Raw genomic sequence first — 13,307 nt, forward strand, 5'->3', positions numbered from 1 at the left:
ATCATGGGGCCTGCCGGCGGATACGTGAACCCTCCCGCCCCGACTCTCCTACCCTCGAGCCATGGCCGCCTATGCCGATCTCGACGCCGAGTCGCAGGTCGCCGCGCTGCGCCCGGTCGCCTCGGCCGGGGCCGAGCAGCTCGGCCTGGAGGTCGCCGGCATCGTGGCGGTCCACCACGGTTACAACACCACCTTCCGCGTCCGCACCACCGATCGCAGCCGCTACGCCGTGCGCGTGCTCACCAACTCCCAGAGCACGCCGAGCCACCTCGAGTCGCAGCACGAGTGGATGCACGCACTCGCGCGCGAGACCACGGTCCTGGTCCCCAACCCGGTGACCGGACCGGACGGGGCGAGCCACACCGTCGTCGAGCACGCGGACCTCGAGCGACCGTTCACCGTGGTCGCGGCGTCCTGGCTGCCCGGGAGCGAGATCGGTCAGCTCTCGCTCGAGCAGGCGCACGAGCTCGGCGTGACGATGGCGACGATGCACAACCACGCGACCACCTGGACGCCGCCCGAGGGCAGCTCGCTCGCCGTCTTCGACGAGCCGCTGTTCGGGGACGAGGACCTGCTCAGCGGTCTGACCGAGCACGACCTTCCCGACGGCGGAGCCCAGGTTCTCGAGGACTCCTTCAGCCGGGCGCGGCTCGCCTTCGCCGAGGCGTTCCGGGAGCCGGTCATCACCATCCACGCCGACCTGCACAGCGGGAACCTCAAGTGGAACCACGGCGAGCTGGCGGTCTTCGACTTCGACGACTCCGGTTTCGGGACCGCCGCGCTGGACCTCGCGATCAGCACCTTCTACGTGCGCGACACCTTCGACGGCGCCGAGGCCGGCATGCGGGAGGGGTACCAGGCGATGCGCGACCTGCCGCTCCCCGACCCCGAGGTGTTCGAGGCGATGCTCGCGAGCCGGCAGCTGCTGCTCGCCAACGCCCTGCTGGCCAGCTCGACCGCCTCCCTGCGCGCCGACGCCGACGACTACCTGGTGATCTCGATCGAGCGGCTCCGGCACTGGCTCCGCACCGGGCGGTTCACGCGGATCCTCTAGGGCGTGTCTCCCAGCTCCGGGCCGTCGCGAGCGACGCCCGGTGCGTGCCATGGCAAGGCGCAATCTCGAAGGAAGCCCGGGTTTGGCTTTCGAGAGGATGCAACGCCGCCAGGGCGCGTGTCGGGCGTTGCGCAGCAGGTCGGGAGCTGGGAGACGCGTCCTAGGTCTCGAGGATCAGCGTCATCGGCCCGTCGTTGGTGAGCTCGACCTCCATCATCGCGCCGAAGACCCCAGTCCCGACGGCGATGCCTCGCTCCCGCAGCACCGTCACCACGTGCTCGACCAGCGGTTCGGCGACCTCGCCGGGTGCGGCGCCGGACCACGAGGGCCGGCGGCCCTTGCGGGCGTCGCCGTAGAGGGTGAACTGGGAGACCACGAGCACGCCCGCGCCGGCCTCGGCCACCGACTGCTCGTCACGCAGGATGCGCAGGTCGGCGATCTTGCGCGCGATCGTGGCCGCCTCGGCCGTGGTGTCGGCGGGCGCCACCCCGACGAGCGCGACCAGACCCGCCGCGATCTGCCCGGTGATCTCGCCGTCGACCCTGACCTGCGCGGAGGTGACCCGCTGGAGCACAGCACGCATCAGCGCGGGGGCGGGAAGGCGGCGTCGATCACGGCGAAGAAGTCCTGGAAGTAGCGATCCACATCGACCGTGACCGCCACCTGGTGCGGTGCGCCGGCGTCGCCGGGCAGCCAGGCGGTCGCGCCGAGGGAGTCGGGCTCCTCCAGCTCCACCTCGACGATCCCCTCCTGGTAGGTGCACAGGTCCGGCTGGAAGACCGTGGCCGCGGCGAGCGGGTCGTGGAAGGTGATCACCGGCTGCCCGGATGCGAACCAGACCTCGGCGAACTCCAGCACCGGCGCCAGCAGCGGGGAGCGGAAGTCCTCGCGCACCTCGGCGGCGGTCATCGTGGTCCGGGTGGTGACGTCGAGGCCGATCGAGCGGTGCAGCGGCGGTCGCGCCCGGTAGACGATCGCGGTGGCCGCCGGGTCGATCAAGGCGTTCCACTCCGCCACCGGGGCGCCCTCGCCGGGCAGGAACCGCCCGCACATCAGCACCAGCTGCTTGAGCAGCGACGGGATCTCGGGGTCGACGGCGAACAGCAGCGCGATGTTGGTCAGGGGCCCGATGGCGAGCAGCGTGACCTCGCCAGGATGTGCGCGGATCGTTCGCCGCAGGAACTCCACCGCGGCGCCCTGATCGAACTCGGTCCGGTGCTCCCAACGGTCGAGCGCGGTGGCCTGCCGGGCGTCGACCTGACGCTGAGGCACCAGCAGCGGCGACCCGGCGCCCGGGTAGATCGGCACCTCGGCGCCGGCCACCGTGCAGACCGCGCTCGCGAGCTTGGCCCGTTCGACCGGTTCGCCGCTGACCGTGGTGATGCCGAGCAGCTCGCAGTCGGGGTGGGCGAGCAGGTAGGCGAGGCAGACCGCGTCGTCGATGTCCGAACCGATGTCGGTGTCGAGCAGGACCTTCACGACCGGCTGTCCTCCTGCCAGGACTCGACGGCGGCGACCACGGAGCCGACCGGCTCTCCGTGACCGAGCACCGGCACCTTCTCCCACTCCCACGGACCGTGCTCGCCCAGCCGCCGCAACCCCTCGGCGAGGAGCACGGGGGCGGGGCGTGCGCTCCCGTCGGCGATCTTCGCCACCACCGCACGGCCGCCGGGCAGCGCCGCGGCGATCACGCCCTCGGCCCCGTGCTTGCAGATCAACCCGGGCGTGGAGCGCATGGCCTCGGTGTCGGTGCGCCCCTCGCCCGCGACCAGCTGCGGGCGGGCGCGCATCGCGTCGGCGACCCGCCGCTCCAGGGTGCCCGGACCGGCGTCGGCCAGGGTGCTGAACGCACGAGCCAGCCCACGCAGTGTGCTCGAGAGCAGCGGAGCACCGCAGCCGTCGACGGCGACCTCGTCGGGACGCACCCCGGTCAGCTCGGTGAGGGTCTCGGCGATCCGGCGCTGCAGCGGGTGGCTGGGCGAGGTGTAGGTGCTCGGTTCCCAGCCCGCGGCCACGCACGTGGCGATCATCGCCGCATGCTTGCCCGAGCAGTTCTGGGTGAGGGCGGTCGGTCCACCGCCCGCGCGGACGACGGCGGAGCGCGCCCGGCGATCCTGCGGCCAGTCGGGCGTGTTCTGGAGGGCGTCAGCGGCCAACCCCACGGAGGCCAGGGTCGAGCGGGCGACACGCACGTGCTCGTCCGAGCCCACGTGCGACCCGCAGGCCAACGCGAGCTGGGCGCCGTCGAGGTTCGCCCCGGCGCGCAGCATCGCGAGCGCCTGGATCGGCTTGAGGGAGGATCGCGCGAACAGCGGCGAGTCCGGGTCGCCGACCCGCAGGCGCTCCGAGACGCTGTCGAGCACGAGCATGTGCCCGGTGTGCACGGACTCGGCGAGGCGGCCACGAACCACCCACGCCAACGGCTCGCCCGGCGGCGTCCGCAGCAGCCCCGGAGCCGGCCTCACCAGCGACTGGAGCCGCCGCCGCGACCCGAGTAGCGCTGCACCGCAGGTCGCACATCGGCGAGGTAGATGCCGGCCGGGACGATCGCGAGCAGCCCGAACATCACCGGCAGCGGTGAGAACCCGATCGGCGGCGGCAGCGCGAGGAATCCGAGGAGCACGGCCACGGCGAGCACGATGACCCAGAACTTCTTGGTGCGCTTGTCGGCCACCTCAAAGCTCCGGTTGGGCGTGCGGGCAGCGTGAACGAGCGCCCACAGCTCGAGCCCGAGTCCGACGAGCGCGAGGCCGAGGAACAGGTACTGCTGGATGGTTCCGATCAAACCCACCCGAGCAGCCTAGGCCACCGCCGGGCGCGCACGTCAGGGCCGGCGGCGCAGGCCCGAGCGGTCGATCGGGTCCGGCCGGCCGGTGCCGACCCCTTCGGGCGCGACGATCGTCTCCTGCGACGCCGCCACGGTCCCGACGACGAGGTCGGCCTCGGGGTCGAGCGAGCGCTTGAGCAGTGCGAGCGCGATCGGGCCGAGCTCGTGGTGCCGTGCGACCGAGGTCACCCGACCCACCTCGCGGTCGCCCGAGAGCACCGGGTCACCGACCTCGGGGGTGGTGTGGTCCGAGCCGTCGAGGTGCAGGAACGTGAGCCGACGCGGCGGCTTGCCGAGGTTGAAGACCCGCGCGACCGTCTCCTGGCCGCGATAGCAGCCCTTCGAGAGGTGGACGGCGGTGCGCAGCCAGTCGAGCTCGTGCGGCAGCGCGCGGTCGTCGACCTCACGCGCGAGACGTGGCCGCCACGCAGCCACTCGGAGGGCCTCCCACGCGAGCACGCCCGCCAGCCGCGCACCGGCACCGGTCGCGTCGTCGACGACGTCTACCAGCTGCTCGCGGGGCACCAGCCAGAGCGCCGCGGACCGCGCGGAACCGGGGTGCTCGGTGGCGCTGGCGTACGTGGACGAGCCCGGGGCCACCGCCGGCCACGGGTCCTGCCACCGCAACGGCGAACCACCATCGCGCAGGCGCAGCGCGGGGCCGTCGGCGCTGGTCCCCAGCACCGCGACGTCCTCAGCGCGTCGTACCTCGACCCGCAGCATGAACCGCATCGAGTCGAGGAACGCGCTGAGCCGCTCGGCATGCGTGGCCTCGGTGATCAGCCAGAGCGTCTCGCCGTCGTCGATCGTGGCGGCGGCATGCTCGACGTGCCCGTTCGGGTCGAGCAGCAGCAGCTCGGTGGAGGCGCCGGGGGCGAGATCGGCGACCTGCTGGGTCGACAGCGAGTTCATCCACGTCAAACGGTCGGGACCGGTGACCGTGACCACACCGAGGTGGGACAGGTCGGTGAGGCCGATACCGCGCACGAGGGCGCGCTGCTCGGCGATCGGCTCGCCGTAGTGCGCGGCGACGCCCTGGTCGACGCCACCTGCGGCGACGGCACCGGGCCTGGTCAGCAACGGAGAGCTCATGTCCACCTCAAGCCAGACGGCGTCGCTTCCATTCCGTGCCTCAGTCGACGCGCTGCAACCGCCCGGAGGCGTACGACTGCAGCTCGTGCCCGAAGGCCGCGATGTCCCAGGCCCAGAAGAGCTCGCTCTGCACCAGCCCGTAGATCCGGCTGGCTGCGGTGACCTCGGCGCCCATGTTGGTACGGGCCACGACGTCGGTGGCGAGCTCGATGCGGGGGCTCTGCGCGCGGCCCAGATAGACCGACACGTAGCCGCTGGGGTCGGCCAGCAGCACCTCGACCTCGCTCACGGGCGCACCGGAGGTGCTCTCGCCGGTCAGCGAGCTGGCATCATCAGGAGGCTTGGGGGTCACACGCCAGTAGCCGGTCTCCGAGGACCAGACCTCCCCGGCACGCAACCCCGCGACATCGACCCGCTGCTCGAGCGAGTCCAGCTCGCCGTCGAGCAGCCAGCTGGTCGCCTCGTACTGCAGGTAGGGGCCGCCGTCGTGGTCGAAGCTGACCTCGGTCACGATCGCCCGTTTGGGGATGTCGGGGTACGCCACGAGACCGGGGCCGCGCCAGCGGCCGACCAGCCACGCCAGCGGGTACACCTCGGGCGCGAGACCTTCAGGGAACGAGAACGTCACGGGCCGAGCCTAATGAGTCCGACCGGCGCCCGCGCACCGACGCGGGCCGGGCCGGCTCAGACCGCGAGCAGGACGCGGCCGAGCACGTACACCGGCAACCCCGCCACGGCGACCGGCAGCATCGCCGCCGACATCGCGGGGAACAGGCGGTTCGAGGAGGGGAACTGGCCGAACAGGTGGTGCACCGTGGCGATCAGCACGCCGGCGGCGAGCCCGATGAGCACGCCTGTGGTCATGCCCACGCTGATCAGCAGGTACCCGATCAGGAGGCCGACGACGGCGGTGAGCACGATCGTCACGATCGCGGAGTAGGGGGCCGGGATGGGGGCTGCCGACAGGGCCGCCGCTGCGGCGAGCGTCACCGAGCCGGTGAGCACCAGCCCCACCTGGGAACCACCGGTGCCCATCGCGAGCCATCCCACCCCCGCGACGACGATCGCGCACCCGGCCACGACCCCCGAGACCGACTCCACGAGCCGCGGGCGGCCGTCACGGCGTGCGAGCTCGTTGACGAAAGCGGCCAGCACCGAACCCGCGAGCACGAGGGCGGCCCAGGCCACGTCCTCGGTGATCTCGACCACCGTGACCGCCGCCCCGGAGGTCAGCAGCAGCACCACCACGGCACCCCGGCGGGCCGGCAGCCCCAGCAGCGTGGGCCACCCGATCGAGAACAACGCACAGATCCCGGCGACCGTGCCGATGAGCAGCGGTCGCTCGCCGAACGCGGTGATGCCCACACCGGCGGCAGCGGTCGCCGTCACGACGGCACGGAACGCTCGCCTCATCATGCTGACCCACCACCCCCTCGGACGTCTGGACGGCGGTGCACCCGTGGCATCGAGCGGGCGCCGACCGCACCGCTCACCGTACCGGCCGTCGCGGGTGGCTCTCTCGTCCCCCTAGACTTCAGCAACTGGCGAGAGGACTGGCATGGCGCACCTGCTGATGCTCACCTCAGAGCCAGGTGGGTCGGCGCAGGTGCTCGGCGCCCTGGCTCTGCTGCCTCATCGCGTCCGCGTGGTTCCGCTCGAGCCCTCGGCGCTGCTCGAGGCCACCGAGGTCGACTGCGTGCTGCTCGACGGTCGCCGTGACCTCGCGCGGGCCCGCTCGACGTCGCAGCTGATGCGCACCACCGGGATCGAGGTCCCGCTGCTGCTGGTGCTCACCGAGGGCGGACTGCCTGTCGTGCGGATGGACTGGGGCATCGACGACGTCGTGCTCGCCGACGCCGGCCCGGCCGAGGTCGACGCGCGGATCCGGCTCGTGCTCGATCGCGGCCGCCTCGCTCCGGAGGACGACTCCGAGGAGATCGACGCCGGCGAGCTTCACATCGATTCCGGCGGTTACACCGCGCGGCTGCGCGGTGAGGCGCTCGACCTCACGTACAAGGAGTTCGAGCTCCTGAAGTTCCTCTCGCAGCACCCCGGCCGGGTGTTCACCCGTGCCCAGCTGTTGCAGGACGTGTGGGGATACGACTACTTCGGCGGCACCCGCACGGTCGACGTGCACGTGCGACGGCTTCGCGCCAAGCTCGGCCCCGAGCACGACTCGATGATCGGCACGGTCCGCAACGTGGGCTACCGCTTCGAGACCCAGCGCGACCGGCGCGAGCACACCGAGGACGACGCCGGATGATGATGCCGGACCGACCAGCGCCTGACGGCGCGAAGGCCGCTCGTAGCGGCTGATGTTGGAGCCCGGGGCCGGTGCGGCCCGGCATCGGCGTCGAGTGTAGGCGTTCCTGCTGGCGCCGCTCCACCCGGGGCTCCGGGAGTGGATGCGAGGTGTCCGTACGGTGTCTGCGATCACGCACCCAGGTGTCAAGATCCCCCTCGCCCCGGCGTAAGGTGCCCTAGCCTGGGCTCGATCCGCGGCCCCACACACACGGAGAACTCCCATGCGCCTGCGTCTGACGCCGCGCGACACCACCTTCTTCGATCTGTTCTCGACGCTGGCCGGACACCTGGTGACCGGGGCGGACCTCCTCGCCCAGATCGTCGGTGCCGACCCCAGCGACCGGTCGGACCTCGTCGATCGCCTCAACGACGCCGAGCACGACGCCGACGAAGCGACCCACCAGATCATGCGGCGCCTCAACCAGACGTTCGTCACACCGTTCGATCGCGACGACATCTACACGCTCGCCTCGGCGCTCGACGACTGCATGGACTACATGGACGCCGGGGGCGCGATGATCAAGCTCTACGCGATCGATCAGCTCCCCGAGGGCGTCAACGATCAGGTGACCACCTTGCAGCGCGCCGCCGAGCTGACCGCCGATGCGATGCCGCGGCTCCGCACCCTGGAGGGGCTCGAGGAGTACTGGATCGAGATCAACCGTCTCGAGAACGAGGGCGACCGCGCCTACCGGAACCTGACCGCCGAGCTGTTCTCGCTCCCCATCTACCAGGAGAGCCCGGCCGGCGTCGTCGAGATGCTCAAGCTGAAGGGCGTCGTGGACTCGTTGGAGGACGCCGCTGACAGCTTCGAGGGGGTCGCCAACACCATCGAGACCATCTTCCTCAAGGAATCCTGAGGACCGGTGGAGCTCACTCTCGTACTGGTCGTGCTCGTCGTCGTCATCGCGCTGACGTTCGACTACACCAACGGCTTCCACGACGCAGCCAACGCGATCGCCACCTCGGTCTCGACCCGCGCGCTCACGCCGCGCACGGCGCTGCTGCTCGCCGCCGTCATGAACCTCATCGGCGCGTTCCTCGGCACCGGCGTGGCCGAGACCATCGGGAGCGGCATCATCGACGCCCCGGTGGGGTCGCACGGGTTGTTGGTGGTGCTCTCGGGACTGGTGGGCGCGATCGCCTGGAACCTCATCACCTGGTGGCGTGGCCTGCCCTCCTCGTCCTCGCACGCGCTGATCGGCGGCCTCATGGGCGCCGGGCTGGCCTCGCTGACGGACGTGCACTGGGACGTGATCCTCGAGAAGGTCGTCATCCCGATGGTGGTCTCACCGCTGGTCGGCTTCTCGCTGGCGTTCGGTGTGATGATCGCCGTCCTGTGGATCTTCCGGAACTCCGCGCCCGGCCGGACGTTCCGCCGCTTCCGGATCGCCCAGACGATCTCGGCCGGCGCGATGGCGCTGGGGCACGGCCTGCAGGACGCGCAGAAGACGATGGGCGTGATCGTGCTGGCGCTCGTGGCCGGCGGCGTCCAGACCACGACCGAGATCCCCTGGTGGGTGAAGCTCTCCGCTGCCCTGGCGATCTCGGCAGGCACCTACGCGGGCGGCTGGCGGATCATGCGCACCCTCGGCCGCAAGGTCATCGAGCTCGACCCGGCGCGCGGCTTCGTGGCCGAGTCGGTCGCGGCGTCGGTGCTCTACACGACGGCGTTCGTGTTCCACGCGCCGATCTCGACCACCCACACGATCACCTCGGCGATCATGGGCGTCGGTGCCACCAAACGGCTGTCCGCGGTCCGGTGGGGCGTGGCTCGCAGCATCGCCACCGCCTGGGTCCTGACCATTCCCGCCGCGGCGGCCGTCGCCGCCGTGATCTACCTCGTGATCTCGTTGTTCGTCTGAGGGTAGTGCTGCCCATCGCGGCACGGGCCGCACCGGGGCGCTTGCCCCTAGACTCGACCGCGAACCAGCAGCAATCACCACCTCCAAGGGGAGCACACGACCGTGAAGAACCGCCTCATCTCGACCACTCTGGCCGCGCTGGCCGGGGTGGGTCTGATCAGCTCGATCGCCGCCTGCGGCGGCCAGGTCGCCACCGCCGAGGTCGGCGAGTGCATCGTGACCGATGAACTGGGGTCGGAGGAGATCACCGAGATCCCGACGGTCGACTGCTCCGAGCCGCACGACGCGCAGGTCGTCGGGAAGTTCGACCTCGAAGACGGCGACTTCCCGGGCCTGGATGCTCTCAAGACCGAGGCCGACGAGGGCTGCGCCACCGAGTTCGAGAGCTTCGTCGGCACCGCGGTCGGCGAGTCCTCGCTGCAGGTCAGCTACATCCACCCCACCGAGCAGACCTGGGACCAGGCCGATGACCGCGAGGTCCTCTGCTTCGCTGTCTCGGCCGAGGACGCCACCGAGTCCTGGGAGGGTGCGGGCATCTGACCCGACCGAACCTCACCGATGGCTCCGGCCCTCCTGCTCAGCAGGATGGCCGGAGCCATCGGTCGTTCGGGTAGCGTGACGAACCCACCTCGCGATCCGAGGCAGCTGAGCAACCGGAGGAGACCCCGTGCGTACCCCTCGAGCGACGATCGGTCCCATCCTGCTGCGCGCCGTCGTGGGCAGCGCGCTCCTCGTCTCGCTCGCCGGGTGCGGCAGCGGTGGCGAGGACGAGTCGCCGCCCGACACCTCGAGCAGCTCGGACACCGCTACCGACGAGACCTCCGAGGAGGTCACCGAGGCGCCCACCGAAGACCCCACGAGCGATGCCGGCGAGGACCCGACCGACGAGCAGCCCACGGACGAGGGCGCGGAGAGCCCTGACCTCGAGGACGTCCCCACCGCGGAGGTGGGCGCGTGCCTCAACCTCGTCGACCTCATGGGTGCTGACGGCGGCGTCAGTGAGCTGCCGACCGTCGACTGCACCGCGGAGCACGATGCGCAGGTGTTCGCCCTCGTCACCCTGCCTGACGGCGAGTACCCCGGCGAAGAGAGCCTGACCACCTCGATCAGCGAGCTCTGCGGCGCCGAGTTCGAGGCGTTCGTGGGCACGGCGCCCGCGGACTCGGCGCTCGAGCTCGACGGGCTCGGCCCGTCGCCGGAGTCCTGGGCGGTCGGCGACCGCGAGATCGTCTGCCTCGCGTTCTACGCCGACCTGTCGACGACGACCGAGAGCTTCGAGGGCTCCGGCCTGTAGCTCACCCGAAGCGGCCGGAGATGTAGTCCTCGGTCGCCTTCTCGGACGGGCTGGAGAACATCACCGAGGTGTCGTCCATCTCGATGAGGTGACCGGGCTTGCCGGTGCCGGCGATGTTGAAGAACCCGGTCCGGTCGGACACGCGCGCCGCCTGCTGCATGTTGTGCGTGACGATGACGATCGTGTACTCGTCCTTCAGGTCGTTCATCAGGTCCTCGATCGCCAGCGTGGAGATCGGGTCCAGCGCCGAGCAGGGCTCGTCCATCAGCAGCACCTGAGGCTCGACGGCGATCGCCCGGGCGATGCACAGCCGCTGCTGCTGACCACCTGACAGCGAGGAGCCCGGGCGGTCGAGGCGATCCTTGACCTCGTTCCACAGGTTCGCCCCACTCAGGGCGCGCTCGACGGTCTCCGCCTGCAGTGCCCGCGGCATGCGGCGGTTGTTGAGCTTGACCCCCGCCAGCACGTTGTCGGCGATCGACATCGTGGGGAACGGGTTCGGACGCTGGAACACCATGCCGACCTGACGGCGGACCTCGACGGGATCGACCCCCTTGCCGTACAGGTCCATGCCGTCCATGACGGCCTTGCCCTCGACGCGGGCGCCGGGGATCACCTCGTGCATGCGGTTGAGGGTCCGCAGGAAGGTGGACTTGCCGCAGCCGGACGGGCCGATGAGGGCGGTGATCGAGCGGGCCTCGATCACCATGTCGACACCCTCGACGGCGAGGAAGTCGCCGTAGTAGACGTTCAGGTCGCTGACGTCGATGCGCTTGGACACGGTGGGTGCTCCTGTACTTTCCGGCCCCGCGTCAGCGGGCGCCCTTCGGGGAGAAGACCTTGCTCACCAGGCGGGCCACCAGGTTGAGCAGCATGACGATAAGGATGAGGGTCAGCGCGCCGGCCCACGCGCGATCCACGCTCGCGCCGCCCTGGGCGTACTGGCGGTAGACGTACACCGGCAGGGTTGTCATACGACCGTCCCAGACGTTCAGGTTGACGTTCGCCACGATGCCGACCGTGATCAGCAGCGGCGCGGTCTCACCGATCACCCGGGCGATCGCGATCATCACGCCGGTGGTGATGCCGGCGATCGCGGTGCGCAGCACGACCTTGAGGACCGTGAGCCACTTCGGGACACCGAGGGCGTAGGCCGCCTCCCGCAGCTCGTTGGGGACGAGCCGGAGCATCTCCTCGCAGGACCGCACCACGACCGGCGTCATCAGCAGTGCCAGCGCGACGGCACCGATGACCCCGGCCTTGTACTGCGGCCCGGCGACGATCATGAACAGCGTGGCAGCGAACAGGCCCGCGACGATCGAGGGGATGCCGGTCATGACGTCGACCAGCACGGTGATAGCGCGCTTCAGCGGTCCCGGCGTCGCGTACTCGGTGAGGTAGATCGCGGTCAGCAGGCCGAGCGGGATCGCGACCGCCGATGCCAGGCCGGTGATGAGCAGCGTGCCGATGATCGCGTGGAAGGCGCCTCCCTCGACCATCGAGCCGTAGATGCCGACCATGTCGTCGTTGAGGAAGGCCCAGCTGAGCCGCTCGACGCCGTTGCCCACCACGAGGACGACCAAGGAGATCAGCGGGATGGTGGCCAGCGCGAATGCCGCGGTGACGAGCGTGGTGGCGAGCCGGTCCTTGGCCCAGCGCGCTCCCTCGACCACGTGCGAGGTCACGGTGATCGCGACCACGTAGACGATGGCGCCGAAGCCGACCACCCCGGTCACCGTCACCTCGCCGGTCAGCAGCGAGACGAGGGCACCGAGCGCCAGCGAGCCGGCGAGCACCGCCCAGGGCACGTACCGCGGCAGCCGCCGGGTGCGGCGGACAGGCTTCGGAGGAACCGTGACGGCGCTCATCAGTTGGCTCCCGAGAACTCGGCGCGGCGGTTGATGATCCACCGGGCAGCCAGGTTGACCACGAAGGTCAGCACGAACAGGAACAGGCCGGTCGCGATGAGCACGTCAGCACCGAGGCCGCTCGCCTCGGGGAACTGGTTCGCGATGTTCGCGGCCACGGACTGGTGCTGGCCCGGCCGCAGGATGTAGAAGTTCACGAGGAAGCCCGGTGCCAGCACCATGAGGACGGCCATCGTCTCGCCCAGCGCTCGACCGAGGCCCAGCATCGCCGCCGAGATGATGCCGGAGCGCCCGAACGGCAGGACAGCCTGGCGGATCATCTCCCAGCGCGTCGCGCCCAGGGCCAGCGAGGCCTCCTCGTGCAGGCGCGGCGTCTGCAGGAAGACCTCGCGGATCGTCGCGGTGATGATCGGCAGGATCATCACCGCCAGCACGAGGCTGGCGATCGCGATGTTCTTGGCAGGGCCGAGGTAGCCGGAGAACGGCGGGAACCAGCCCATGTTCGTGGAGAGCCACTCGAACAGCGGCCCCACTCGCGGCTGGAGGAACGACAGACCCCACAGACCGAAGACGACGGAAGGGATCGCAGCGAGCAGATCGATCAGGTAGCCCAGGCCCTGGGCCAGCCGGCGCGGTGCGTAGTGCGAGATGAACAGCGCGATGCCGATGCTCAACGGCACGGCCACCACCAACGCGATCACCGAGGAGAGCACGGTGCCGAACGCGAGCGGCAGCACGTAGCTGAGCAGGCTCTCGCCGCGCATGAAGCCGACGGCTTCCAGCTGGTCGCGGGTCGCCGTGATCGCCGGGATCGCCCGGTAGAGCAGGAAGCCCGCGACGAGGCCGAGAAGCACGACGATGAGGATGCCCGCACCTGAGGACAGCCCCTTGAAGACAAAGTTCCCGACGCGACCCGGCGCGGGGCCGCGTCTGATCGTCTCGGTCCCGGTCACCGCGGACACCGGCTTCTCCTTCGTGTCAGTGAGCTCACGTGCCACCCTTC

At 70.6% G+C, this 13,307-nt stretch carries 16 protein-coding genes; 6 read left to right on the forward strand and 10 right to left on the reverse strand.

What is annotated here, in order from left to right:
- Positions 1 to 61 precede the first annotated feature (61 nt).
- Positions 62 to 1,054, forward strand: coding sequence for a phosphotransferase enzyme family protein (locus GPA03_RS16345; RefSeq protein WP_156253098.1), 993 nt, complete (start codon positions 62 to 64; stop codon positions 1,052 to 1,054).
- 160 nt (positions 1,055 to 1,214) lie between these two features.
- Here GPA03_RS16345 and dtd read toward each other — a convergent pair whose 3' ends face one another.
- From dtd to GPA03_RS16380, 7 genes are read right to left on the reverse strand one after another with little or no spacing between them, the layout of a single operon-like run.
- The gene (dtd, locus tag GPA03_RS16350; RefSeq protein WP_156253099.1) at positions 1,215 to 1,637 is read right to left on the reverse strand and encodes a D-aminoacyl-tRNA deacylase; all 423 of its coding nucleotides are present in this window, start codon (positions 1,635 to 1,637) and stop codon (positions 1,215 to 1,217) included.
- Complete coding sequence (locus tag GPA03_RS16355; RefSeq protein WP_156253100.1) at positions 1,637 to 2,533, reverse strand: nucleoside hydrolase; 897 nt, start codon at positions 2,531 to 2,533, stop codon at positions 1,637 to 1,639. The genes dtd and GPA03_RS16355 overlap by 1 nt, the downstream gene beginning before the upstream one ends.
- The gene (locus tag GPA03_RS16360; protein WP_241681345.1) at positions 2,530 to 3,519 is read right to left on the reverse strand and encodes an asparaginase; all 990 of its coding nucleotides are present in this window, start codon (positions 3,517 to 3,519) and stop codon (positions 2,530 to 2,532) included. Before GPA03_RS16360 ends, GPA03_RS16355 begins: the two co-directional genes overlap by 4 nt.
- Complete coding sequence (locus GPA03_RS16365; protein ID WP_156253101.1) at positions 3,516 to 3,845, reverse strand: DUF2516 family protein; 330 nt, start codon at positions 3,843 to 3,845, stop codon at positions 3,516 to 3,518. The genes GPA03_RS16360 and GPA03_RS16365 overlap by 4 nt, the downstream gene beginning before the upstream one ends.
- A gap of 33 nt (positions 3,846 to 3,878) precedes the next feature.
- Entirely contained in the window at positions 3,879 to 4,973 is a 1,095-nt protein-coding gene (ygfZ, locus tag GPA03_RS16370) for a CAF17-like 4Fe-4S cluster assembly/insertion protein YgfZ (RefSeq protein ID WP_156253102.1), read from the reverse strand.
- A 40-nt stretch (positions 4,974 to 5,013) separates the two neighbouring features.
- Positions 5,014 to 5,601, reverse strand: a complete 588-nt coding sequence (locus GPA03_RS16375) for a heme-binding beta-barrel domain-containing protein (protein WP_156253103.1) — start codon at positions 5,599 to 5,601, stop codon at positions 5,014 to 5,016.
- A gap of 56 nt (positions 5,602 to 5,657) precedes the next feature.
- Positions 5,658 to 6,389, reverse strand: a complete 732-nt coding sequence (locus tag GPA03_RS16380) for a hypothetical protein (RefSeq protein WP_156253104.1) — start codon at positions 6,387 to 6,389, stop codon at positions 5,658 to 5,660.
- 142 nt (positions 6,390 to 6,531) lie between these two features.
- Here GPA03_RS16380 and GPA03_RS16385 point away from each other — a divergent pair, with 142 nt between their 5' ends.
- The 5 genes from GPA03_RS16385 to GPA03_RS16405 all read left to right on the forward strand — a co-directional run bounded on the left by GPA03_RS16385 (position 6,532) and on the right by GPA03_RS16405 (position 10,436).
- Positions 6,532 to 7,236 carry a winged helix-turn-helix transcriptional regulator gene (locus GPA03_RS16385; protein ID WP_156253105.1) on the forward strand — a complete coding sequence of 235 codons (705 nt, stop codon included), beginning with the start codon at positions 6,532 to 6,534 and terminating at the stop codon, positions 7,234 to 7,236.
- Positions 7,237 to 7,498: 262 nt separating this feature from the next.
- On the forward strand, positions 7,499 to 8,137 hold the full coding sequence (locus GPA03_RS16390; protein WP_156253106.1) for a DUF47 domain-containing protein: 639 nt from the start codon (positions 7,499 to 7,501) through the stop codon (positions 8,135 to 8,137).
- Between the two features lie 6 nt (positions 8,138 to 8,143).
- A complete protein-coding gene (locus GPA03_RS16395) occupies positions 8,144 to 9,142 on the forward strand; it encodes an inorganic phosphate transporter (protein ID WP_156253107.1) in 999 nt (332 codons plus the stop codon).
- A 102-nt stretch (positions 9,143 to 9,244) separates the two neighbouring features.
- A complete protein-coding gene (locus GPA03_RS16400; RefSeq protein ID WP_156253108.1) occupies positions 9,245 to 9,682 on the forward strand; it encodes a septum formation family protein in 438 nt (145 codons plus the stop codon).
- A gap of 127 nt (positions 9,683 to 9,809) precedes the next feature.
- Positions 9,810 to 10,436 (forward strand): septum formation family protein, encoded by a 627-nt coding sequence (locus tag GPA03_RS16405; protein ID WP_156253109.1) that lies wholly within the window; start codon positions 9,810 to 9,812, stop codon positions 10,434 to 10,436.
- 1 nt (position 10,437) lies between these two features.
- On the opposite strand, the gene pstB is transcribed toward GPA03_RS16405, so the two are convergent.
- Genes pstB through pstC form a run of 3 tightly spaced genes read right to left on the reverse strand, consistent with a single transcriptional unit; the run spans position 10,438 to position 13,257 of the window.
- Positions 10,438 to 11,217 (reverse strand): phosphate ABC transporter ATP-binding protein PstB, encoded by a 780-nt coding sequence (gene pstB, locus GPA03_RS16410; RefSeq protein WP_156253110.1) that lies wholly within the window; start codon positions 11,215 to 11,217, stop codon positions 10,438 to 10,440.
- 31 nt (positions 11,218 to 11,248) lie between these two features.
- Positions 11,249 to 12,304: a phosphate ABC transporter permease PstA gene (gene pstA / locus GPA03_RS16415; protein ID WP_156253111.1), complete on the reverse strand. Its 1,056-nt coding sequence runs from the start codon at positions 12,302 to 12,304 to the stop codon at positions 11,249 to 11,251.
- The gene (gene pstC, locus GPA03_RS16420) at positions 12,304 to 13,257 is read right to left on the reverse strand and encodes a phosphate ABC transporter permease subunit PstC (RefSeq protein WP_206673613.1); all 954 of its coding nucleotides are present in this window, start codon (positions 13,255 to 13,257) and stop codon (positions 12,304 to 12,306) included. The genes pstA and pstC overlap by 1 nt, the downstream gene beginning before the upstream one ends.
- Positions 13,258 to 13,307 lie beyond the last annotated feature (50 nt).

The sequence above is a fragment of the Pseudactinotalea terrae genome, from assembly GCF_009733845.1.
In the GTDB taxonomy this organism is placed as follows: Bacteria; Actinomycetota; Actinomycetes; order Actinomycetales; family Beutenbergiaceae; genus Pseudactinotalea; species Pseudactinotalea terrae.

What these genes read in the sequence shown, in the direction of transcription:
- GPA03_RS16390 (WP_156253106.1), top strand. Translation starts at nt 7,499, where the DNA reads ATGCGCCTGCGTCTGACGCCGCGCGACACCACCTTCTTCGATCTGTTC.
- GPA03_RS16380 (WP_156253104.1), bottom strand. Translation starts at nt 6,389, where the DNA reads ATGATGAGGCGAGCGTTCCGTGCCGTCGTGACGGCGACCGCTGCCGCC.
- GPA03_RS16345 (WP_156253098.1), top strand. Translation starts at nt 62, where the DNA reads ATGGCCGCCTATGCCGATCTCGACGCCGAGTCGCAGGTCGCCGCGCTG.
- pstA (WP_156253111.1), bottom strand. Translation starts at nt 12,304, where the DNA reads ATGAGCGCCGTCACGGTTCCTCCGAAGCCTGTCCGCCGCACCCGGCGG.
- dtd (WP_156253099.1), bottom strand. Translation starts at nt 1,637, where the DNA reads ATGCGTGCTGTGCTCCAGCGGGTCACCTCCGCGCAGGTCAGGGTCGAC.
- ygfZ (WP_156253102.1), bottom strand. Translation starts at nt 4,973, where the DNA reads ATGAGCTCTCCGTTGCTGACCAGGCCCGGTGCCGTCGCCGCAGGTGGC.
- GPA03_RS16385 (WP_156253105.1), top strand. Translation starts at nt 6,532, where the DNA reads ATGGCGCACCTGCTGATGCTCACCTCAGAGCCAGGTGGGTCGGCGCAG.